The sequence below is a fragment of the Pseudactinotalea suaedae genome (assembly GCF_009733815.1).
In the GTDB taxonomy this organism is placed as follows: domain Bacteria; phylum Actinomycetota; class Actinomycetes; order Actinomycetales; family Beutenbergiaceae; genus Pseudactinotalea; species Pseudactinotalea suaedae.
In genome coordinates this window covers 38,441-59,747 of sequence record NZ_WNXY01000007.1, presented here as the reverse complement: position 1 = coordinate 59,747, position 21,307 = coordinate 38,441, and the positions used below count along the sequence as shown (strand labels likewise).

At 73.1% G+C, this 21,307-nt stretch carries 18 protein-coding genes; 13 read left to right on the top strand and 5 right to left on the bottom strand.

Going from position 1 to position 21,307, the window contains the following annotated elements:
- Window positions 1-122: 122 nt before the first annotated feature.
- The gene (locus GPA04_RS11895) at window positions 123-644 is read left to right on the top strand and encodes a GNAT family N-acetyltransferase (protein WP_241680758.1); all 522 of its coding nucleotides are present in this window, start codon (window positions 123-125) and stop codon (window positions 642-644) included.
- 13 nt (window positions 645-657) lie between these two features.
- On the opposite strand, the gene GPA04_RS11890 is transcribed toward GPA04_RS11895, so the two are convergent.
- The 3 genes from GPA04_RS11890 to GPA04_RS11880 form a co-directional block, all read right to left on the bottom strand.
- Window positions 658-3,195, bottom strand: coding sequence for a DEAD/DEAH box helicase (locus tag GPA04_RS11890; RefSeq protein WP_156224328.1), 2,538 nt, complete (start codon window positions 3,193-3,195; stop codon window positions 658-660).
- A 70-nt stretch (window positions 3,196-3,265) separates the two neighbouring features.
- A complete protein-coding gene (locus GPA04_RS11885) occupies window positions 3,266-5,890 on the bottom strand; it encodes a helix-turn-helix transcriptional regulator (RefSeq protein ID WP_156224327.1) in 2,625 nt (874 codons plus the stop codon).
- Window positions 5,877-8,456, bottom strand: coding sequence for a helix-turn-helix transcriptional regulator (locus GPA04_RS11880; RefSeq protein WP_156224326.1), 2,580 nt, complete (start codon window positions 8,454-8,456; stop codon window positions 5,877-5,879). Before GPA04_RS11880 ends, GPA04_RS11885 begins: the two co-directional genes overlap by 14 nt.
- A gap of 350 nt (window positions 8,457-8,806) precedes the next feature.
- Here GPA04_RS11880 and GPA04_RS11875 point away from each other — a divergent pair, with 350 nt between their 5' ends.
- The 5 genes from GPA04_RS11875 (at window position 8,807) to GPA04_RS11860 (ending at window position 12,044) form a co-directional block, all read left to right on the top strand.
- Window positions 8,807-10,372 carry a phage tail sheath family protein gene (locus tag GPA04_RS11875; protein ID WP_156224325.1) on the top strand — a complete coding sequence of 522 codons (1,566 nt, stop codon included), beginning with the start codon at window positions 8,807-8,809 and terminating at the stop codon, window positions 10,370-10,372.
- A gap of 67 nt (window positions 10,373-10,439) precedes the next feature.
- Window positions 10,440-10,913 carry a phage tail protein gene (locus tag GPA04_RS11870; RefSeq protein WP_156224324.1) on the top strand — a complete coding sequence of 158 codons (474 nt, stop codon included), beginning with the start codon at window positions 10,440-10,442 and terminating at the stop codon, window positions 10,911-10,913.
- Window positions 10,910-11,404, top strand: a complete 495-nt coding sequence (locus GPA04_RS11865) for a hypothetical protein (RefSeq protein ID WP_156224323.1) — start codon at window positions 10,910-10,912, stop codon at window positions 11,402-11,404. Before GPA04_RS11870 ends, GPA04_RS11865 begins: the two co-directional genes overlap by 4 nt.
- 6 nt (window positions 11,405-11,410) lie before the next feature.
- Window positions 11,411-11,584, top strand: coding sequence for a DUF6760 family protein (locus tag GPA04_RS21105; protein ID WP_170299361.1), 174 nt, complete (start codon window positions 11,411-11,413; stop codon window positions 11,582-11,584).
- Complete coding sequence (locus GPA04_RS11860; protein ID WP_156224322.1) at window positions 11,571-12,044, top strand: phage tail protein; 474 nt, start codon at window positions 11,571-11,573, stop codon at window positions 12,042-12,044. Before GPA04_RS21105 ends, GPA04_RS11860 begins: the two co-directional genes overlap by 14 nt.
- A 184-nt stretch (window positions 12,045-12,228) precedes the next feature.
- Here the strand turns inward: GPA04_RS11860 and GPA04_RS11855 are convergent, their stop codons facing one another.
- Both GPA04_RS11855 and GPA04_RS11850 read right to left on the bottom strand, forming a co-directional pair.
- Complete coding sequence (locus GPA04_RS11855) at window positions 12,229-12,936, bottom strand: hypothetical protein (RefSeq protein ID WP_156224321.1); 708 nt, start codon at window positions 12,934-12,936, stop codon at window positions 12,229-12,231.
- Window positions 12,937-13,281: 345 nt separating this feature from the next.
- Window positions 13,282-14,124 carry a hypothetical protein gene (locus tag GPA04_RS11850; protein ID WP_156224320.1) on the bottom strand — a complete coding sequence of 281 codons (843 nt, stop codon included), beginning with the start codon at window positions 14,122-14,124 and terminating at the stop codon, window positions 13,282-13,284.
- A 1,027-nt stretch (window positions 14,125-15,151) separates the two neighbouring features.
- On the opposite strand from GPA04_RS11850, the gene GPA04_RS11845 reads away from it, so the two are divergent.
- From GPA04_RS11845 to GPA04_RS11815, 7 genes are read left to right on the top strand one after another with little or no spacing between them, the layout of a single operon-like run.
- Window positions 15,152-15,370 carry a hypothetical protein gene (locus GPA04_RS11845; protein ID WP_156224319.1) on the top strand — a complete coding sequence of 73 codons (219 nt, stop codon included), beginning with the start codon at window positions 15,152-15,154 and terminating at the stop codon, window positions 15,368-15,370.
- Window positions 15,370-16,035 (top strand): CIS tube protein, encoded by a 666-nt coding sequence (locus tag GPA04_RS11840; protein ID WP_156224318.1) that lies wholly within the window; start codon window positions 15,370-15,372, stop codon window positions 16,033-16,035. The genes GPA04_RS11845 and GPA04_RS11840 overlap by 1 nt, the downstream gene beginning before the upstream one ends.
- Window positions 16,032-17,798 (top strand): phage baseplate assembly protein V, encoded by a 1,767-nt coding sequence (locus GPA04_RS11835; protein ID WP_156224317.1) that lies wholly within the window; start codon window positions 16,032-16,034, stop codon window positions 17,796-17,798. The genes GPA04_RS11840 and GPA04_RS11835 overlap by 4 nt, the downstream gene beginning before the upstream one ends.
- Before the next feature lie 11 nt (window positions 17,799-17,809).
- Window positions 17,810-18,250, top strand: coding sequence for a GPW/gp25 family protein (locus tag GPA04_RS11830; RefSeq protein ID WP_156224316.1), 441 nt, complete (start codon window positions 17,810-17,812; stop codon window positions 18,248-18,250).
- Complete coding sequence (locus GPA04_RS11825) at window positions 18,250-20,196, top strand: putative baseplate assembly protein (RefSeq protein ID WP_156224315.1); 1,947 nt, start codon at window positions 18,250-18,252, stop codon at window positions 20,194-20,196. Before GPA04_RS11830 ends, GPA04_RS11825 begins: the two co-directional genes overlap by 1 nt.
- Complete coding sequence (locus tag GPA04_RS11820) at window positions 20,193-20,810, top strand: phage tail protein (RefSeq protein WP_156224314.1); 618 nt, start codon at window positions 20,193-20,195, stop codon at window positions 20,808-20,810. Before GPA04_RS11825 ends, GPA04_RS11820 begins: the two co-directional genes overlap by 4 nt.
- Entirely contained in the window at window positions 20,810-21,277 is a 468-nt protein-coding gene (locus GPA04_RS11815) for a hypothetical protein (protein WP_156224313.1), read from the top strand. The genes GPA04_RS11820 and GPA04_RS11815 overlap by 1 nt, the downstream gene beginning before the upstream one ends.
- Window positions 21,278-21,307 lie beyond the last annotated feature (30 nt).

Here is a 21,307-nt window from a genome sequence, read left to right as displayed (position 1 = left end):
AGGGTGATCGCGATGCGCCGCACGCTGCGATGGTTGACCTCGGTCCGACGTGCTCGTCCGGCAGGGGCGTGCCTGCTCAGCCACGGCCGTTCTCGGACCGACGCGGCTGAGACGATGGTGGCGTGGCACGCCTGGAGACCCTCGAGACCGAGCGGCTGACGCTCCGCCCGCAGCGGCCGGAGGACGCCGTGACGTTCCGGACGCTCTGGAAGGAGCGCGATCACCGGGTGCCGCCGCACCGGCGGATCGATGCCGGCGGGCGACCCACCGTGGAGGACGTCGCCGCGTCGATCCGGGCGGAGAGCCAGTCCGCGCGGCTGCGACTGCTCACCGTGGTGCGCACGCAGGGCGGTGAGGTCCTGGGCTACTGCGGTCTGAACGGGCACGGCAGCGGGACCCCCGAGGAACCCGAGCTGGCGTACGAGCTGCTCTGCGACTGCCATGGACAGGGCTACGCGACCGAGGCCGCCCGTGCGGTCGTCGCGTGGGCCGACGAGGCCGGCTATCGCCGTCTGCGCGCCGGAGTCTGGGACTGGAACGTGGCCTCGCTGCGGGTCCTGGACAAGCTCGGTTTCCGCGTGACCGGGCAGGTCGAGCGACGCTCCGAGCACGGTGCCAGCCTCCTCACGGTGCGCGAGCGGTGAGGAAGCCCGCCGCTCATCCGGTCGCAGGTGCGAGGGAGTCGACCGTCAGCACCGGCTCGCCGGTCTCGGCGCTCCTGGCGATGTCGACGACGGCGACGAGCCGCCAGTCCCTGTCGCCGGCAGGGTCGTCGAGCACCTGCGTGAGCACCCAGGCGTCACCACGTTCGTCGATGCTGAGCATCGAGGGGGCGCGCGCGTCGGGGCCGATGCCCAGGTCCTCGTACTCGTCCCAGTACGGGTCGGCGGCCGCGCGCCAGGCCTCGCTGTCCCAGCCCGACTCGCCGTCGAGTTCGCCCAGCTCGCCGTAGGCCTCCCGGGCCAGCAGCTCCACCCGCCGGAACATCGCGTTGCGCACCATCACACGGAACGCGCGCACGTTGTCGGTGACGGGGCGGACCGGGGGAGCGAGATCGAGGACGCCGTCGCCGTCGGCTGCCGGTCGCGCGAGGCCGCCGTCGGCGAGCGCCTCCCACTCGTCGAGCAGCGAGGAGTCGATCCCGCGCACGGTGGCACCGAGCCACTCGACGACGTCCTCGAGCTCCTCGGTGCGCAGGTGCGGCGGCACCATCCGGCGCAGCGCGCGGTAGGCGTCGGTCAGGTAGCGCAGCAGCACGCCCTCGCTGCGGGCGATCCCGTAGGCGGAGATCAGCTCGCCGAACGTCATCGCGCGCTCGAGCATCTCGCGCACCACCGACTTCGGCTTCAGCTCGTGGTCGCTCACCCACGGGTGGGCCTGCGCGTACTCGGCGAGCGCGGCGCTCAGCAGCTCCTCCAGCGGCCGGGGATAGGTGACCTCGTCGAGGGCGTTCATGCGGTCGACGTACTCGACGCCGTCGGCCTTCATGGCCGCGACCGCCTCGCCGCGCGCCGCCTTCTCCTGCGCGACCAGCATCGGGCGGGGGTCCTCGAGCGTCGCCTCGATGACCGACACGACGTCGAGCACGTAGCCCGGGTCCTCGGGGTCGAGCAGCTCCAGCGCCGCCAGCGCGAACACCGACAGCGGCGCGTCGAGCGCCACGTCGAGCGGGACCTCGGTGGCCAGCCGCAGGCGCCGGCCCTGCGCGTCGGGCTCGGCCAGCCGCTCGACGATCCCTGCGGCCCGGAGCGAGCGATAGATCCTGACGGCGTCGCGCACCAACCGGTTCCGGGGCGTCGCAGGCTCGTGGTTGTCGGTGAGCAGCTTGGCCATCGCCTCGACCGGGTCGCCCCAGCGGGACAGCACCGACAGCACCATCGCGTGGGTCACGCGCATCTGCGAGGTCAGCGGTTCCGGTGCCGAGTCGCGCAACCGCTCGAAGGTCTTGTCGGTCCAGTTCACCTGGCCCGAGGGAGCCTGCTTGCGCACGATCTTGCGGCGCTTGCGCTCGTCGTCACCTGCCTTGGCGAGCGCCTTCGCGTTCTCGATGACGTGGTCGGGCGCCTGCACGATCACCTCGCCCTTGGTGTCGTACCCGGCGCGGCCAGCGCGCCCGGCGACCTGATGGAACTCCCGAGCGCTCAGGTGCCGCTGCCGGACGCCGTCGAACTTGACGAGCGAGGTGAGCACCACGGTGCGGATCGGGACGTTGATGCCGACCCCGAGCGTGTCGGTGCCGCAGATCACCGGGAGCAGCCCGGCCTGTGTGAGCCGTTCGACGAGCCGGCGGTAGCGGGGGAGCATGCCGGCGTGATGGACACCGATGCCGTGACGCAGCAGCCGGGACAGGGTGCTCCCGAAGCCGCGCGAGAAGCTCACCCGGTGGGCATCGAGGAAGGCGGCGACCGCGTCCCGCTGGGCGCGGGTGGCGACCTGGGCCGAGGTCAGCGCCTGCGCCGTGGTGACGGCGGCGGCCTGGCTCGTGTGCACCACGTACACCGGCGCGCGGTGCGTGCTCACCAGCTCCTGCAGCAGCTCCGGCAACGGTTCGAGCGAGTACGCGTAGGTGAGGGGGACGGGGCGGACGGCGTCGTCGATCACGGCCGTGGGGCGGCCGGTGCGCCGGGTGAGGTCGTCGGCGATCGGGGTGACGTCGCCCAGGGTCGCCGACAGCAGCACGAACTGCGCCTGCGTCAGCTCCAGCAGCGGCACCTGCCACGCCCACCCGCGCTGCGGGTCCGCGTAGTAGTGGAACTCGTCGGCGACCACCTGGCCGACGTCGGCCAGCTCACCCTCGCGCAGGGCGAGGTTGGCGAGGATCTCGGCCGTGCAGCAGATGATCGGGGCGTCGGCGTTGATCGACACGTCGCCGGTCACCATCCCGACGAGGTCGGCGCCGAACACCTCGACGAGGTCGAAGAACTTCTCGCTCACCAGCGCCTTGAGCGGCGCGGTGTAGTAGCTGCGGCGGCCCTCGGCGAGCGCCACCGTGTGGGCGGACATCGCGATCAGCGACTTGCCCGAACCGGTGGGCGTCGAGCAGATCACGTTCGCACCCGAGGCGACCTCGAGCAGCGCGGTCTCCTGGTGCGGGTACAGCTCCAGGCCGCGACCGGCGGCCCACTCGGTGACCGCCACGACGGCTCTGTCGGCCGCGTCGTCCGGAGTGCCGTTCCGTACCCCGGCGAGGCTCATGACGCTCCTCCCGGTTGCGCGCTGTCGACCCGAGCCTACGGCCCGCGCGAGCCAGGTCCGCGCCGGCGCCTCACCCGGAGGTCTCGGCGAGCGCCTCCTGCAGACCTTCCCGTGAGTGCACGCCGAGCTTGGCGTAGGCACCGGCGAGGTGGGAGTCGACGGTCCGGACCGACAGCACGAGACGCTGCGCGATCGCCTTGCTGGTCATCCCACCCGCGGCGAGCGTCGCGATCTCGCGCTCGCGGCGCGTCAGCCGGGTCGGTGCCACGGTCGCCGGCAGCCCGATCCCGACCTCCTGCAGCATCGCGGCGGCCTCCTCGACCGCGTGTGCGCGCCGGCCCAGCATGGCTCGCAGGTGGTCGACCAGCACGGCGTGGCGGCGGCCGTCCGTGCGGTCGGCCAACCACGTCACCCGCTCCTCGAGAGAACCCGTGGGCACTGCTCGGCGTGCCGCCGCGGTGCCGGCTGCCACCGCGATCCGGTGCAGCGCCTCCAGCTCGATCGCGCACTGGCCGTCGCGCGCGGCTGCGCGGGCCAGCCGCGTCGCGAGGGTGACGGCGGCCGGGTCGCCGAGCCAGATGAGCGCGTCGACGACGTGCATGTCCAGATGGGCACCGGTCACCAGGGAGCAGCGGCGCGGGGTGGACCGCAGCTCGGCGAGCAGGGCGCGCGCGCTGACCGCCTCACCGGCCGCGGCGGCGACCATCGCCTCCACGCCGAGCGTGTACGGCAGGACGCCGAGCGAGTCCCGCAGCCGCAGCCGGGCGTTGGCGGCCCGGAGCTCGTGCCGGGCGATGGTCCAGTCGCCCCGGGCGGCGGCGACGACGCCGCGCCGCTGGTGCCGGCTGACCATGTCGACCATGCCGCCGGTCAGGGGCGAGGTCTGCTCGGCGGCCTGGATCTCGCCCGAGAGCACCAGCGTGAAGAACCGGGTCAGCGTGAAGGTGCCCGGCTCCCACCGGTGCAGCGCGGGGTGCTCGGCGATCACCGGCAGGTACCGCCGGCTCAGCTGCTCGGCCTCGGCGGGGCGGCCCGCGAGCGACAGCGCGAACACCGTCGGTGCGACCAGCGGCACCACGTCCTCGGCGTGCTCGGCGCGCCGCAACGTCTCGAGCGCGACCTCGAGCATCTCCGGGTGCCGCCCGCCCCAGGCGACGTGCGCCAGGCGCAGCGCCTCGACGGTCTGCAGCGCGCGTGCAGCCGCCTCGAGGGTGCTGGCGTGCGGTCGTAGCCAGGCTGCCGACCGGTCCAGCATCGCCAGCGTGGAGGCCAGGTCGGTGCTCAGGAAGTGCCGGACCATCGCCTCGAGCCTGACCGAGCGGAGGTAGGCGTCCAGGACGCCTCGGCCGTCGGCGTCGAGCGCCTCCAGGGTGCGACGTACCTCGCCGAGGTCGCGCAGCGCGGCGTCGATGTCGCCGATGTGCAGGTGCGCGTCGGCGCGCGCGGTGAGGATCGCGACGCTGTCGAGGTCGGCGGTGGTGGTCCGCAGGGCCGCGCTGGTGAGCTCGACCGCCGCGTGCGGGTCGTCCGCGCGCACGGCGTGCCCGCACGCGCGGAGCAGCTCGGGGAGCGCGACCTCGACCTGCGCGCCGACGCTCTGGATCACCGACCGCACCAGCTCGTCGGTGGCGGCTTCCGCCCGGTCCTCCCAGGCACGTGCCTGGCTCAGCAGCTCGCGTCGACGCCGTGTGCCGATCTGCGCGCAGATCGCGTCGGCCTGGAGCGGGTGCACCACCTCGAACCGTGCGGCGGGAACCCGGTCGGCAGGCGCGCGTGTGGGCCGGAGCATGCCGAGCCGCAGCAGCCGGTCCCGGACCGCGGACGTCATCGCGTCAGCGGGGATCGGCCCGGCGATGGCGGCCAGCTCGACGACGTGGCGCTCGTCGGTGCTGAGATGGGCCAGGTCGTGCAGTGTCGAGTCGAGCAGGCGCAGGCTCAGCGCGGGCGCGCCGGTCCAGACCCAGATGCCGTCGTCTGCGCTGAGCGCGCCACGGGCACGCTGGTCGCGGACGAGCTCGCAGAGATAGAACGGGTTGCCGCGCGTCGCCACCCAGAGCCGGTGCACGGTGTCGGCGGTGGGAAAGCCGCCGAGCAGCTCGACGAGCAGGGTCTCGACCCCCGCGGTGTCCAGGGGCCGCACCGTGAACCGGGCGACATCGGCGAGGTCGCCGAGCAGCGGCGGCAGGCTCGGGTCGGAGCGATGGGTGACCACCAGGGTCACCTCGGGTCGCTCGGCGACACGCCTGACGACGGCGAGGCTGGCCTCGTCGACGAGGTGGGCCTTCTCCAGTCGGAGCAGCACCCGCGTGCCCTCGGTGCCCGAGCTCGCCCATCGCCACAGGGCGTCGGCCGCCGCGTCGGGGTCGGTGCGGACCGTGTGCGCGCCCAGCAGGTGGTCGAGCGTGCCGGGACCGGGCTGATCACCCGGACCGTGCACCATCGGGGTCAGGTTGACGAGGCGGGTGCCTGCGGGCGGCCCGGGGCGCAGCGCGGCGTTGACCAGGTGCGTCTTGCCGATCCCTGCCTCGCCGAGCACGACGACGTGCTTGCCCGCCTCCAGCGCCGCCCGGATCCCTGGGGTCCCTGGGGTCCCTTGGGTCCGGCTCAGCTGCTCCTGATCGACGGCGGAGCCTGGCTCCGGCAGGTGCGCCCGCGTCGGTACCGCGACGTGGTGCGTCCGATCAGGTGAGCGCATGGCTCAGGTCCTCCCGCGAGGAGACGCCGAGCTTGCTGAACACGCTCGCGAGGTGGCTGTCGACCGTGCGTGCCGACAGACCGAGGCGGGCGGCGATGACGCGGCTGGTCAGCCGAGCCCGCGCCAGCGCGGCGATCTCGCGCTCGCGGTGCGTGAGGGCGAGCGCCTGCCGCCCGGGTGGCAGCCACAACCCACGGCGGTTGAGCTCGCGCTCAGCGATCTCGATCAGGTCGACGTCCTCGTGCTGGAGCGCGTAGGCGTGCTTGACGAGGGCGGTCGCCCGGGCTGACCGCACCCGCGGGCGCAGCTGCTCGATACGGGCGAGCACCACCGGCTCCGGTGCCAGGTCGGTCCAGCGCCGCACCACCAGGACGCGGTGGAGCGCCTCGAGCTCGATCCTCGTGAGCCCGTCGACCCGGGCCCCCTCCGCCAGCGCGCGGGCCGTCGCGAGCGCGTTCGGCTCCCGCAACCAGACCAGCGTGTCGAGGCGCAGCAGCCGGATCTCGCCGTCGAGCACCGCGGTCGCGTCGGTCGGGAGCGCGTCCAGCTCGGCCAGCAGCGCTCGGGCGTCGGCGCCCTGGCCGCACGCGGCCGCAGCCAGTGCCTCGACGGCCAGCCCGTACCGAGCGGCGGCATGACGTCCCTGGGCGGCTGCGCTCGCGTTGGCCGCGTGCAGCTCGCGCCGAGCGGGCGACCACGCACCGTTGGCGGCCGCGACGAGACCGCGGCTGACGCGCGAGCCGGCCCACGGGATCGTTCCGTAGGGCACGTCGAGCGCCGAGGACGCCGGACCGTCGAGGTTGGCGATCTCGCCCGACCACAGCTGGGCGAAGAAGGCCACGACGGCGATCTCACTCGCGGCGTCGCGCGCCACGTCGCGGCTCGCCCAGGGGCGGTACCGGGTGACGATCCGCCGCGCGTCCTCGAACCGACCGGCCTGCAGCAGCCCGAGCCCGGTGGGGCACACCAGCGGCAGCGTGAGCTGCGCGTCGGGGCTGTTGTCGAGCAGCCCCACCGACTCCCGCTGAGCCCGCTGGTGACGACCCGCGTAGCCCAGCAAGGTCAGCCGTGCCACCTCGAGCTCGAGCTCCCGGCGCGCCCGGTCGGGCTGCTCGGTCAAGGCGCCCAGCCACGACACCCCGTCGGACAGGACCGCCAGCGCGATGTCGACGCCGGCGTCGCCGTCAGCCTCGCTCTGCCGCCGAGCGAGGTCGGCACGGAGCTTCGTCGCCGTGACCACGAGCCGCGGCAGCTCGCCGTCGTGCGCCGCGCCGGTCGCGCGTCGCAGGCGGGGGAGAGCGTCCTCGAGATCGGCCAGCGCGGCGAGGGGACGCTGCAGCCGCTCGTGAGCCTGGGCCCGGGCGGTCATCAGGCCCGCGGTCGCGACGTCGTCGAGGTCGGTGAGACCGGTCGCAGCGAGCGCGGCGTCCACGATCGAGACGGCGTCCTGCGGACGTTGCCGAGCCAGCGCCTCCGCGACCGCGGAGCGGACGGTCGCGGCGGGGATCCGGACCCCGTCGTCGAGCATCAGCAGCACGGTCTGCGGAGCGAGAGCGAGATGCGCCTGGGGTGCGGCGGCCTGCTCGAGGATGTCGCGGCGCACCTCGGGTGGGATGTCGCTGCGCACCGCGTGCGCGAGCAACCGGTGGGACATCTCGACCATGACGTCGGGCAGCTCGCGAGGTGAGGTCGTGCGGACGAGCCCGCGCCGGAGCACCTCCTCGACGGGTGCGCGCCCGACGGCGTCCAGCACCCAGGACAGCTGCAGCGGTCCGAGCAGCGAGAGAGTCTGCAGCGCGAGCACACCGTCCTCGGACAGCCCGTGCAGCTCCTCGCGGGTCGCGTCGAGCCGGCGCTGACCGACCGCCGGTGGGGAGGTGAGGACCCACTCGCCGGCGCGCTGCACCAGCGTTCCGGCCGCCTGCTGGTCCGCCACCAGCTCACGCAGGTGGAACGGGTTGCCGCTCGTCTCGTTCCACAGGATCTCGACGCTGTCCCGGTGCACCGGCCCGCCGAGCAGCGAGACCAGCATCAGCCCCGCATCGCCCGCGGACAGGTCGTGGACGTCGAGCCGGTCGACGACGTCGTCGCGCCAGAGCTCGTGCCAGGGAGACATCGCCCCCGCGACCGGGCGCGCTGTCGCGAGCAGCACCAGCTCTCCGCGACGGGCGAGCCCGGCGATCACCTCGCCGCTCTGCCGGTCGAGCAGGTGGACGTCCTCGATCCGCAGCAGCGGCGCGCGACCGTTCCCCTCGACGGCGAGCCGGTCCCGGAGGGCGTGCCCGGCGGCCGCGTCCGAGCGCGGTGACCGATCGGAGCCGAGCAGCTGGGCGATGCCCTCGTACGGTGCGGTGGCCCGGGCCGTCAGGTGCGGTGCGATCCGGTCGGCGCCGGGCACGGGAAGCGCACTGGCCTCGACGGCGCGCGCGGCCAGGTGCGTCTTGCCGACGCCGGCGCCGCCGAGCACCAGCGTGCCGCGGCCGCCCCGGAGCGTGCGTGCGACGTCGGTGACGGCGCGCTCGCGCTCGCCCATCGGCGACTCCGCCGAGCTGCTGGCGACACGCATGATCCTCCCCCGGAGGTGGTGTCTGGACGACATCCGGCGTCCTCAAGCCCGCATCCTAGGGCAGAGTTGAAGCATCACGCATCCACGTTCCAGCGCTGGCAGCGGAACCTCCGTAGTAATTACCTAGACAGGTCGTCCACACCCGCGCGAGCGGTCCTGACGGCCGTCCTGGAATGCCTTCAGGAGCACGCCGAGGGCCTGCGAGAAATCTCGGTACCGATTACCGATGAGGTGTTCATGGCGCCGTTCCTACGCTGACCCGGAGCGGGTCCTGCAGGATCCGCCAGCTCCGGCCGCAGTCGAGAACCGGGGCCGTTCGCAAGCCGGTTCGCCCCAGAGAAGGATGACCAGTGCCCACCTACACCGCGCCCGGCGTCTACGTCGAAGAGATCCCGTCGTCACAGAAGGTCCTGACCGCTGCACCGACGGCGGTGACCGCGTTCGTCGGATTCACCGCGACGGCGCCGACCGACGAGAACGACCCGCAGGGCCTCGCTCCTCGGCTCGTCACCAGCTGGTCCCAGTTCGAGAGCCTCTACGGCGGCTTCGTCGAGGGCGCGATGCTGCCCCTCTCGGTCTACGGGTACTTCCTCAACGGGGGCTCGCTCGCCTACATCGTGCGGGTGCCGAACGCGGAGCCCTCAGGGGAGCCGGCGAAGCTGGCGCTGCCGGCCGCCGACCGTGCGCTCGGCATGCCGCTGCTGGTCGAGTCCACGGAGCCCGACGCCGACATCACCATCGCCATCGAGAGCACGGACGCTCCCGACGACCTCGAGGGTCCGACCCCCTTCAACCTCACGGTGCTGGAGAACGGCGAGGTCGTCGAGACCTTCACCAACCTCGGCTTCGGCGGCAAGCGCGACGCGGCGACGATCGTCAACGACGGCTCCACCAAGGTGAAGGTGGCCGTCGAGATCGACGACGCCGTCTCGATCGAGGAGCAGCTCGAGCTGTTGAAGCCGGGCCTGTACCCGCTGGAGAAGGCGGCACCGGTCCCGGTGCCCGTGACCGGGCGCAAGTTCGCCGGCTCCGAGGCCGCACGGAGCGGCATCAACGGCCTCGCGCTGGCCGAGGACGTCACGATCGTGGCCGTGCCCGACCTCGTCACCGCAGCCACCAAGGCTGACGGCTCGCTCGACCTCGGCATGTGGAAGGCCGTGCAGACGGCGCTGATCGCGCACTGCGAGCAGCACTCCAACCGCATGGCGCTGCTCGACTCGCCCCCCGGGCTCTCGCCGCAGGAGATGCGGGACTGGCGCGCCGAGGTGGCCCAGTACGACTCCGCCTTCGCCGCGCTGTACTACCCGTGGATCAAGGTCGAGAACCCGACCGGGACCAACGGCACCGCCGAGCTGCTGATCCCGCCGTCCGGCCACGTCGCCGGCGTGTGGGCCCGCACCGACGACTCCCGCGGGGTCTGGAAGGCGCCGGCCAACGACACCATCCGTGGCGTCCTCGACGTCGAGCGCTCGATCACCCAGAACGAGCAGTCGGTCCTCAACCCGATCGGCATCAACGCGATCCGTCCGTTCGGCACCCGCGGCATCCGGATCTGGGGCGCACGCACGCTCGCCTCCGACACCGACTGGCGCTACCTCAACGTGCGTCGCCTGTTCAACATGGTCGAGGCGACCATCCTCGAGGGCACCCAGTGGGCGGTGTTCGAGCCGAACGACGTCACGCTGTGGGAGGGCGTCAAGCGCACGCTGACCGGGTTCCTTCACGGGCTCTGGCAGGAGGGCGCGCTGTTCGGCTCGACCCCCGACCAGGCGTACTTCGTGCGGTGCGACGAGAGCACCAACCCGCCGGAGTCGATCGACGCGGGCAAGCTCGTCGTCGAGGTCGGTCTCGCGCCGGTCAAGCCTGCTGAGTTCGTCATCTTCCGTGTCAGCCAGAACAAGCTGAGCGCCGCCTGATCACGCTGCCGCCGATCAGCCGCACCAGCGACAAACCCCACGTCTCGAACCACACAAGGAGCACCCCATGGCTGGCCTGTTCACCGCCGACCCGATCATCACGCAGAACTTCTTCCTGGAGATCGACGGCAAGGTCGTCTCCGCCCTCATGACCGTCTCCGGCCTCGACGTCGAGGTGGGTGTCAGCAAGTCCACCCAGCTCGGTGCCAACGGCCAGAAGCAGCAGGTCAAGTTCCTCGGCCAGACCGTCGAGGTCCCCGACCTGTCGCTCACCCGCGTGGCACCCGCCGACATCACCGCGGACGAGCTCTGGAAGTGGTTCAAGGCCGTCCGTGAGGGCGGGCTCGCGGGCGACCGCGCCAAGAACCGCAAGAACGGTTCGGTCGTGCTGTACGACGCCGCTCAGAAGGAGGTCGCTCGCTTCAACTTCTTCAACGGCTGGCCGAGCAAGATCTCCACCGACCAGCTCTCGGTCGACGGCGCCGACGCGTTGAAGGAGACGATCACCATCGTCATCGAGCGGCTCGAGCGGATCAAGTGAGTCTCCGGACCACCTACGACTTCACGCTCCCGCGCGGCTACGTCGACGACCACGGGGCGGTCCACCGCACCGGCATCATGCGACTCGCGACGGCACGCGACGAGCTGGAGCCGCTGCGCGACCCCACGATCTCCGGCCCGGACGACCCGCGGCTGACGATCGTGGTGCTGGCGCGGGTGGTCACGTCGCTGGGGTCGTTGACCCTGGTGACACCGCACGAGATCGAGGGGCTGTTCGCGGCGGACCTGGCGTACCTGCAGGACTTCTACGGTGTCATCAACTTCGGCACCGAGGCGGAGTTCCAGGAGTTCGTCGCGGCCCAGCAGGTCGAGACGCCCGCTCCCGCGGCGGTCCCGGCGCAGCCTGCGCCGGCGGCCGAGGAGAGCGACGGGTTCGAGAGCACTCCTCGGCTCGACCCCGTTCCCGAGCAGGGCTCGTTCAGTCGGGCCCGACGGTCGGCGATCGAGGAGATCCCGGCCGAGATCAGGTGATCGGGGATGCTGCACTACCCGCCGGAAGCGCTCTGGCAGGAGATCGCCTACCTCGCCTACCACTTGCACTGGCCTCTCGCTGACCTGCTCGATCTGGAGCACCTCGACCGGGTGCGCATGGTCCGCGCGGTCTCCACGATGAACGAGCACGCCTGGGAGATGGTCCGTGAGCACGTCTGATTCGTCACCTCTCGGTGGCGAGCCCTCCACCGCCGGTCGATTCCTCTTCGAGGTCGACGGCGTGGAGATCGGCATGTTCCGGGAGGTCTCCGGGCTGCGTCTCGACGTCACGGTCGAGGAGTACGTCGAGGGGGGTCAGAACGGCTACGTGCACCAGCTCCCGGGCGTGATGCGGTGGCCTCACCTGATGTTCACGCGTGGCCTGGTGCAGTCCGACGCGCTGTTCGCCTGGGTGGGCAGGTCCTCGGGCGAGGGGTTCTCCGGCAACGACAACAAGCTGACCCGCTCCACGGGCGCGGTCACGGTCATCAACCACACCGGAGTGCGGCTGCGCTCGTGGGAGCTCGACGGCGTCTTCGCCGTCAGCTGGAGCGGACCCCAGCTGCTCGCGGACTCCGACGAGGCTCTCAACGAGACCCTCGAGGTCGCCCACAACGGCTTCCGGTCGGTGACGAAGTGAGCACCGAGCCTGCCGAGGGCGCATCCGAGCCCACGCCTCGTCTCGGCGTGGAGGTCGCGCGGAGGTTCCGCCGACCGGGTCCTGCCGGTGGCAGGCGGCTGACGAGGATCGGTGACGTGGCGTCGTCGTCGGTGCGGTTCGCCCGCAGCTGGGGGCGCACCGGCATGGTGCGACGGCTCCTGGCTCAGCCGGAGGGCACGGTCCGACCCGAGGTCGAGATCGGTGACGCCGGTGTGCGGCCGCCGCGGTGGTGGTCCGGTGACGGCACCACCGAGGACCCGTTGCCCCCGCGTGGGCTGCGACGCGCCGTCGGACCGGTCCCGGCCGAGGGCTCGCGACGCCCGGGCACCGTGCCCGCGGGCCTGGCGGCCCGCGTGGTCCCGATGGCGCTCCCGGACGAGGTCGCGGCGGTCGGCCGCATGACCACGCCCGCTGACGCCCGTACTCGCCGTGTCTCCTCGCGAGCGCCGCGGCCGGCAGCAGGACCGGGGGAGCGCGGCGCCGCAGCGAACCGTGCGGGGTCGGCCGCCGATCCCGACGCCCCTGCGGAGCCTGCTCGAGCCACGACTGCCGCCGGCACCTCGCACGCACCTCGACCGGCGCTCGCCTCCCAGCTCGTGCGGCGCCGGGCACGCGTGCGCGAGAGCCTCGACGCGCTGGCGCCACGGCCGGCATCGGCGCACCCGGCCGGGAACGCGCCGACCTCGCGCACCAGCACGCCTCGCCGCGCGCCGAGCCGGAGCGCGAACCCCGCAGCAGCGGCCCCAGCCGCGCCGCGTGCCGGGTCGGCCGATCTGAACCGGAACACGGGCAGCACCGGCGCGACCGCCGCCGTTGCCGCGGCCCCCGCCGCGAACGCCGGTTCCGGGGGCACGGCCGCGTCAGCCACCACGGCAACCACCACGACCGCGGCTGCTCGCGGCGCGGCTGGGGCTCCGGTCGGCGGCGCCTCACCTGCCGGCACCGCTCTCACCGGCACCGCCGCGCCAACGGCCACCGTGGCTACGGCCGGCACCGTGGCTACGGCCGGCACCGTGGCTCCCACCGGCACCGCGCCAACCGCCACCGGCACCGCGGCTCGCACCGGGACCGTGGCCTCTGCCACCACGACGTCGTCCGTCCTCGCCGAGGACTCGGTTGCCGCGGCAGCCGGATTCCCAGCGCCAGGTTCCTTCGCGCGGTCGCCGCTGCGGGTCGGCCCGATCACCCGTGTCGCACGTGCCCTGCACCCCACGGCTCAGCCGGCAGCCGCAGGTGCGATCGTGCGGCGGTCCACGGCGCGCGCCGGGTCGATCGGCGGCAGCTCCGCCGCGCTCGCCGTCCGCCCCGGCGCGAACGCGGGTGCACGCGCGGGGAGCGCCGCGAGGTCGGCGAGCGGCTCCGCGACGACACGCTCCGCGCTGCCGACAGCCAGGCCGCCCGGGCTGGCGCGCACCGGCCGCGCCGACGCGCCGTCCAGCGCGACCACCTCGTCGAGCTCGACCTCGAGCTCCCACCCGCCGTCCAGCTCCACCTCGAGCCCGTCATCGACGGCGACATCGGCTCCGCTCACGTCAGCGGCACAGACGGCGCCGACCCCGGCGGCGGCACAGCCGGCCTCGTCCGCGCGGTCGGCGTCGACCTCGTCACCGACGTCGACGCCGTCGTCGGCGTCCTCCGCAGCGCCACTGTCGCCGCCGGCACCCGCACCGGGTCCCGCGGGGACCGCGAGCCCGTCGTCGTCGCCGGCGGCTCCGGCGGGCGCCGTGTCGGCCTCAGCCCAGCCGGTGGGGACGGGATCGGCGCCCGCGGGTTCGGCGGGTTCGGTGTCGTCACCGGCCGGACCGGTGGCGTCCTCGTCCACTCCAGCACCGAAGGCGGCGACAGGGGCACCGGTCCGGTCGACCACGGCGGGGTCGACAGCGTCCGTGCCCGGTACGCCGACGCCGGGCACGCCGTCGAGCGGCTCGGTCGCCGACTCGATGGGTGACTCCTCCTCGGCGCGCTCGCACCTGCCGGGCGTCGCGACCGCTGCCGGTGCGTGGTCGGCGTCGTCGGCCCTGGCGGGTCTGCCTGGTGCCGTGCGCCGCGCCGGCGCCATCGGTGGGGCCGAGGGTGATGTCGGAGCGCGACCGGCTGCCACGTCACCGCGGGTGCCCGGCGACCTGCCCGGCATGGCCGCCGCGATGACGGGGCGGCAGCCGCAGAGCGGTCCCCGCACCGGTGGGTTCGCCCGGTCGATCGTGCGACGCCTCAGCACGAGCAGCGCGACGGTGGGTCCCGCCGGCGAGCTCGCTGTGCACGTCCGAACGGCGGGGGCTGGCGGCGCACCCGGCCCCGTCCGGTCGGCGGGTGCTCGGTCCTGGGCCGCGCCCCCGGCGATGACCCGGTCTCTCCCGACACCCTCGAGCACGGCGATGTCGCGCACGACGCCCGACGGTCCACCCGCGGTCCGCGACGCGGCAGCGGCGGCGGCGACGCAGCCCGGTCATGCGCCCTCCTTCCCGGGTGTCGGGCACCGGCGAGCGGCGACCGTGGTCCGACGTCGGGTCGCGACCGGTCTCGGTGTGGACACGCCCCGCCTCGGTCACCATCGCGAGCCCCGGCCGGCAGCGGCCTGGCCCGCCGTCCCGGCCTCCCCCCGGCAGCAGGGACCGCAACAACGCCACGGCGTCCCGACGACCCACGGTCCGGACCGAGCGCCCGGCACACCCCGCCCCGCAGGTCGCCTCGGCGGACATCGTGGCGTCCCCGCCGCCACCGCGAGCGCGCCGGCCGTGGCGGACGTGCAGGGGCCGCTGCTGGGCGAGCGTCGGAGCGGCAGCAGCCGCACCGGTGAGGCCGGTGCGACCGGGACGGCCGGCTCGCGCGGGACCCGCGGGGGCGCTGCCGCGGCAGGCCTTCCTGGCGCGGTCGCGGGAGCCGCCGCCGGGCTGGCGGTGCTCCCACCACGCACGCTCGGCGGGCCCAGGAGGTCCGCCGGATCAGCTGCACCCTTCGCCCCGAGATCCTCCCGGAGCACCACCGGGAGCGTCGTCGCCCCGCCGGTACCCGCGTCAGCCGCACCCCCAGCAGCCGCCGCAGCCCCCGCGAGCCACCCTGGATCCCCTTCACGAGAGGGCACCACCATGAGCTACACGTTCCTGCCCGACGCCGACCGGACAGGAGCGCCCGGTGCATCGCCGTCCGAGCCCGCCTGGGCTGGGGAGGTCGAGCGGCGCATCCTCGACCGCGTGGACGAGTGGTTCTCCGCCGAGCTGGACGACCGCGTCATCAGGATCGTCGAGAACAGGCTCCGCGACGAGACCGAGCGCCGCGTGTGGCGCGGTGGACCGGGGGTGTTCTGATGGCTGGCGCCGGACCGGTCAAGGCGTTCCTCGAGGTCGAGGGCGGCGACAAGCTGCCCTGCCTGTTCAACCCGGCGCAGCTCCAGCTGACGCGCGTCAACCGCTGGGAGGGGCAGTCGCGCCCTGGCCGCGGTGTGCCGCGGCTGCGGTACGCCGGCTCGGAGTCCGGGTCGCTCGTGGTCGACCTGTTCTTCGACACCACCCATGACGGCACAGCGGTCACCAGGTACACGGGCAAGATCCTTCAGCTGATGGAGATCGACCCGTCGCTGCCGGGGACGGACGAGCCGAGCGGCAACGCTCGTCCCCCGGCCGTGACGTTCCACTGGGGTGACCTGCACTCCTTCAAGGCGGTGGTCGCCTCGCTCGACCTCACCTTCACCTACTTCTCCTCGACCGGTACGCCGCTGCGGGCGCGGCTCGGTCTCGTGCTGCGCCAGTACGAGGAGTCCCGCGCCTTCGGACCCCAGAACCCGACGTCGGGCACACCGGATCCGCACCGCGTCCATCGGGTGCTCGCGGGGGAGACCCTCGATCGCATCGCGGCCAGGTACTACGGCGACGCCACCCGCTGGCGGCTGCTGGCCGACGCCAACGGGATCTCCGACCCGCTCGCCGTCCGACCCGGCGCGCTGCTCGCCGTCCCGAGGATGGACGCATCGTGAGCGTGACCGGGCAGCCGCGGGTGCACCCGCACACCCAGACCCAGCTCGCCATCACGCTGGACGGCCAGTCGCTGAGCCTGGACCACGCCCGCGACCTGGTCGAGGTCCGGGTCGAGCTCGGCGTGCGCGCGGTGGGCCGGGCGCAGCTGACCTTCCTCGACCGCGACGGCCAGACCGGGCCGTCGCTGCTGGAGGTCGGGACGAGCGTCACGATCGCCTCCGTCCTGCCGAAGAAGGTCCTGCTGACCGGAACCATCACGGCGCTCGACATGGAGGCCGACCTCAGCGGGACGACCGTGACCGCCACCGTCCAGGACCACGCGCACAAGCTGACACGTAGCCGCGGCGCCGACACCTTCAGCGAGCAGAGCTACCGCGACGTGATCTCGAAGATCGCGACGAGCGCGGGGATGAAGGCGAAGCTCCCCAACGGGGGTCTGAGCGAACGGTTCGACTGGCTGCTGCAGGTCGACTCGCACCTCGGCCTCGTCGACGAGATCGCCGGACGTTTCGGACTCGACTGGGCGGTCGATGACAACACGCTGGCTCTGTGGTCGGTCACCGAGACCGCCCCGCACGCGACGTCGCGCCAGATGCGCCTCGGTGCCGAGCTGATGACGTTCTCCGCACGGCGGGCCGAGCTGGGCCCCACATCGTTCACGGTCCGTGGCTGGGACAGCAGCATCCGACGGGCACGGACCGCGACCGTGGAGTCGACGTCGGCTCGCGACGGTTTCGCCCCCCGCGGCGCCTCGAGGGCCTCGGCGCCGGCGAAGGTGCTGGCGACCCACGAGGTCACATCCTCGAACGACGAGGTCAGGGCGGTCGCCGCAGGCCTGGCCGCGGCGGCAGGTCGGATCAGCGGTCGCGGTCGGTCGGCCTTCGACCCGGAGCTGGTGCCCGGCAGCGAGATCAGGATCGGTGGCACGGGCAGCGCCGACGGCACGTACTACGTGCGGGAGGTCAGCCACCAGGTCGATGCCGGCTCCTTGCGGACCTCCTTCGTGGTGGGGGACCGGGCACCCATCCAGCTGAGCGACCCCTGGGGCGGCCCGCCGCGCTCGTCGAGCATGCGGCGCAGCGGGCTGACGATCGGTGTCGTCGACAACGTCAAGGACCCGGACAAGCTGGGGCGGGTGCGGGTCGCGCTCCCCGGGATCTCGGAGACGACGTCCTCGGCCTGGGCTCGGGTGCTCTCCCTGGGGGGTGGGGCGAACCATGGCCTGGTGGTGCTCCCCGAGGTCAACGACGAGGTGCTCGTGGCGTTCGAGGACGACGACGTACGCCGCCCCGTGGTGCTCGGCGGCCTCTTCAGCAAGACGGTTCAGGTCGCCGGGCCGCCTGCCATCGACGGCGACCGCGTCGTGTCCCGGCACCTGGTGTCCGGTCGGGGCCACCGGCTGGAGCTCGCCGACGGCGAGGGGCGGAACGGGGAGTTCGTGCAGATGGCGCTGGCGGACAACCAGAAGCGGATGCGCATCGGCAAGGACTCCTCGGAGATCGCAGCCGGTGACAAGCCGCTGACCATCTCCTCCGGCGGTGCCTCGATCGAGTTCAACGGCTCGGGGGGCATCACGATCGACGCGAGCACCGTGACGATCAAGGCGAAGCAGTCGGTGCGGCTCGAAGGAGTCGAGGTCACCGGCAAGGCGTCCGGCAAGTTCGAGGCCTCTGGCGCGCAGGCCACCATCAGCGGCAGCGGGCCGGTGACCGTGAAGGGCGCGATCGTCGAGATCAGCGGCTCCCTGGTGAAGATCAACTGAGGGGGACCACGATGTCGATCCAACCGGCTCCGGGCTCCGGGGCCACAGGCCAGACCGTCGACTTCGTCGGGCGGGGGTTCGCCTGGCCGATGCGCGTCGACCACACCGGCGCGCTCGCGCTCACGAGCGGCAGCAGCGACCTCGACGACGCCATCCGCGTGGTGCTGCTGACCGCGCCCGGTGAGCGCGTGATGCGGCCCGAGTTCGGTTGCCGCATCTGGGACCTGCTGTTCGAACCGATCACCGCCAACCTCATCGGCCTGATCCGCGAGGCCGTGCGTGACGCGCTCGCCCAGTGGGAACCGCGTATCGAGGTCCTGGGCGTGGAACCGGTCCAGGACGAGGACGCCACCGGCCTCGTGAGGATCCGCATCGACTACCGGGTGCGCGCCACCAACGACCGTCGCAATCTCGTCTACCCGTTCTACGTCATCCCCCGCGAGGAGTCCTGATGCCGATCGACCCCCCGGACCTCGACGACCGTCGCTTCCAGGACATCGTCGACGAGACCAAGCGACTGATTCCTCGCTTCACCCCCGAGTGGACCAACCACAACCTGTCGGACCCGGGCGTCGCGCTGATCGAGCTGTTCGCGTGGATGAGCGAGATGGTGCTGTACCGGGTCAACCAGGTGCCCGAACGCCTCTACGTGCACTTCCTCAACCTCGTGGGCGTCGAGCCGTTCCCGCCGAGCGTGGCCAGGACCGACGTCACCTTCTGGCTCTCGGCACCAGCGATCCGGCCCATCGTGGTCCCCGCAGGCACCCAGGTCGCCACCACCGCGGGATCGGGGGAGTCGTCCGTCGTGTTCACCACCTCGGTCGAGGCGCTCGCCCAGCCGCCCGAGCTCGTCGCGGCCCACACGCGTGCTGCCGAGAGCGAGCAGATGCTCGACGTCTGGGAGTCGCTGCACGTCCCGGGCGCCGAGGTGGTCTGCTTCAGCGACCGCCTGGTGGAGGGCGACGCCCTCTATCTGGGCACCCGCGGTTCGCTCGCGCGGCAGGCCGTCCGGCTGGAGATCAGCGCGCACGCCGAGGGCATCGGGGTGGACCCGAGCCGGCCGCCGCTGAGCTGGGAGGTGTGGTCGGGCCAGGCGTGGATCCCCGCCGTCGTCGAGCGTGACAGCACCGGAGGTCTCAACACCGACGGCGAGGTGGTGCTCGTGATCGGGCAGGAGCACGCCTCGCTCGTCCTGGGAGGTGTGAGCGCCTACTGGATCCGGGTGCGGCTGCTGCGGGCGACGCCCGAGCGGCCCGGCTACGAGGCCTCTCCCCGCGTCGGCTCGGTGGCGCTCAGCACGGTCGGCGTCAGCATCCCGACCGAGCACGCCACCACGGTCCCGAGCGAGGTGCTCGGGCGCTCGACCGGGGTGCCGGGGCAGTCCTTCACCGTCTCGACGGCCCCGGTGGCCGCCCGGCGGGGCGAGGAGGGAGTCCTCGTCACCGACCAGACCGGCACCCACCGCTGGACCGAGGTCGCCGACTTCGCCGCGTCGGGACCGCGCGACCGGCACGTGGTGTGGGACTCCAACACCGGGGAGGTGCGGTTCGGCCCCTCGGTGCGGCAGCCGGACGGCACCAACCGTCAGCACGGCGCCGTGCCGCCCGACGGCGCGAGCGTCCGTGTGACCGACTACCGCACCGGTGGGGGTGCCCGCGGCAACGTGGGTGCGCGCACGCTGACCTCGTTGCGCTCCGCGGTGCCGTTCGTGGCCTCGGTCTCGAACCCGCTGGCGGCCGTGGGTGGCGTCGACGCCGAGACCGTGGAGGAGGCCAAGATCCGCGGACCGCTGACCTTGCGCACCGGCCAGCGGGCGGTCACGGCCGGTGACTTCGAGCAGGTGGCCCGACAGGCCTCGATCGAGGTCGCGCGGGCGCGGTGCCTGCCCAGCCAGAGCACCGGGTCCGGAGCCGTGCGCGTGCTCGTGGTGCCGAAGGTGCGCACCCGGATCGAGACCCACGGCATCGACGACTACGCGCTCTCGACGCGCCTCTTCGAGGAGGTCGCCGCAGCGATCGACGAGCGCCGCACGGTCGGCGTCGCCGTCGAGATCGGGACCCCCTACTACCAGGGCGTCAGCGTCGCGACGCTGATCCGGGTGCTGCCCGGCCGGCCCGCGGCGGCCGTGCGGCAGCGCGTCTCCGAGGCCCTGACCCGGTTCGTCCACCCTCTCGTGGGCGGGTCGGACGGCACCGGCTGGCCGTTCGGCCAGGCGTTGACGATGGCTGCCGCGACCCGCGTGGTGGAGTCGGTCGAGGGTGTGCTGGCGGTCGACGAGCTGCAGCTGTTCTCCTACGACCTGCGCAACGGACGCCGGCTGGGGGAGGGCCGCGAGAGCGTCTCGCTCAACGACAACGCACTGTTCCTCGCTGCCGACCATCGGGTCGTGGTCAGATGAACGACGCCGTCACGGCGGTCGGGCAGCACGTGCCCGAAGCCCTCGTCCCGCCGACCACGCCGCCCGCCCGCCGCGGCGACTGGCTGGTCAACCAGCTGCCGGCCGGCATGCTCGCCGACGACTTCTTCGTGCGGTTCGTCAGGATCTTCCAGGCTCAGGCGGAGACGTTGCTGGCGCACGCCGACACGCTGCCGCACCTGGCCGATGCACGCATCGCACCGATCGAGATGGTGCGCTACATGGCGCGGTGGCTCGGGACCGAGAGCATCGACGACTCCTACGGTGAGGCCGCGCAGCGCGCCGTGCTGGGCATGGTCGCCAAGACCCTGCCGTGGCGCGGCACCCGGTACGCGCTGCTCCGGCTGCTCGAGCTCTACTCGGGCGCGCCGGCCACGCTCTCCGAGGGTGGTGGCGTCTTCGAGGAGAACCGCGTCCCCGACGACGTCGCCTGGGTGCGCCTGGAGGTCACCTCCACCGGACCGTTGCCCACCGACGACTTCGTCGCGCTCGTGCTCGACGAGGTGCCCGCCCACGTCCGTACCGAGATCGTGGTCGCCGGGGTGCGGGTCTGGCCCGCGACGACCCCGCTGACCACCCCACCAGGAGGCGACTGATGTCGGCGACGACGAACGGGTCGATGACCCAGGTGACGTGCCCCGAGTGCGCCACGATCACGACCGTGAGCGCCACCGGGCGCGCGGCGAGCGACTTCTGCCCCTCGTGCGACTACCCGTTGTTCTGGGCGGGCAGCAGCGGCGGGCGCGGCGCCACGGACACGACGTCCGAGGACGCGCTCTACCGCGCGCCGGGCACATCGGGTGCGAGCGCCCCGTCCGCGATCGCGTGCCCCGCCTGCGGCGAGCGGAACCCCCCGAACGGTGACCTCTGCCTGCGCTGCGGGTCCGAGCTGCACCCGGCCCCGGCGCCTGCGCCCGAGCCGCCCCAGGCGCCGCAGCCGATCGTCATCAACCCTCCCGCGCAGGTGGTGGAGTGCGCGCACTGGCCCAGCTGGGCGGTCGCGACGATCGCCTCGCTGGTCACCGCCGTGCTGGTGGTCACGGCCTTCCTGCTCTGGCCCTGACCCCGGCACCACGCTCGTCGGTCGCGTCCG

Coding starts and splice junctions, on each gene's coding strand:
- GPA04_RS11830 (WP_156224316.1), top strand. CDS start 17,810: ATGTCGATCCAACCGGCTCCGGGCTCCGGGGCCACAGGCCAGACCGTC.
- GPA04_RS11880 (WP_156224326.1), bottom strand. CDS start 8,456: ATGCGTGTCGCCAGCAGCTCGGCGGAGTCGCCGATGGGCGAGCGCGAG.
- GPA04_RS11845 (WP_156224319.1), top strand. CDS start 15,152: ATGAGCTACACGTTCCTGCCCGACGCCGACCGGACAGGAGCGCCCGGT.
- GPA04_RS11890 (WP_156224328.1), bottom strand. CDS start 3,195: ATGAGCCTCGCCGGGGTACGGAACGGCACTCCGGACGACGCGGCCGAC.
- GPA04_RS11825 (WP_156224315.1), top strand. CDS start 18,250: ATGCCGATCGACCCCCCGGACCTCGACGACCGTCGCTTCCAGGACATC.
- GPA04_RS11885 (WP_156224327.1), bottom strand. CDS start 5,890: ATGCGCTCACCTGATCGGACGCACCACGTCGCGGTACCGACGCGGGCG.
- GPA04_RS21105 (WP_170299361.1), top strand. CDS start 11,411: ATGCTGCACTACCCGCCGGAAGCGCTCTGGCAGGAGATCGCCTACCTC.
- GPA04_RS11840 (WP_156224318.1), top strand. CDS start 15,370: ATGGCTGGCGCCGGACCGGTCAAGGCGTTCCTCGAGGTCGAGGGCGGC.
- GPA04_RS11820 (WP_156224314.1), top strand. CDS start 20,193: ATGAACGACGCCGTCACGGCGGTCGGGCAGCACGTGCCCGAAGCCCTC.
- GPA04_RS11870 (WP_156224324.1), top strand. CDS start 10,440: ATGGCTGGCCTGTTCACCGCCGACCCGATCATCACGCAGAACTTCTTC.
- GPA04_RS11815 (WP_156224313.1), top strand. CDS start 20,810: ATGTCGGCGACGACGAACGGGTCGATGACCCAGGTGACGTGCCCCGAG.
- GPA04_RS11850 (WP_156224320.1), bottom strand. CDS start 14,124: ATGGCGCCGGCGCGGCGCACGGCACCAGGCAGACCCGCCAGGGCCGAC.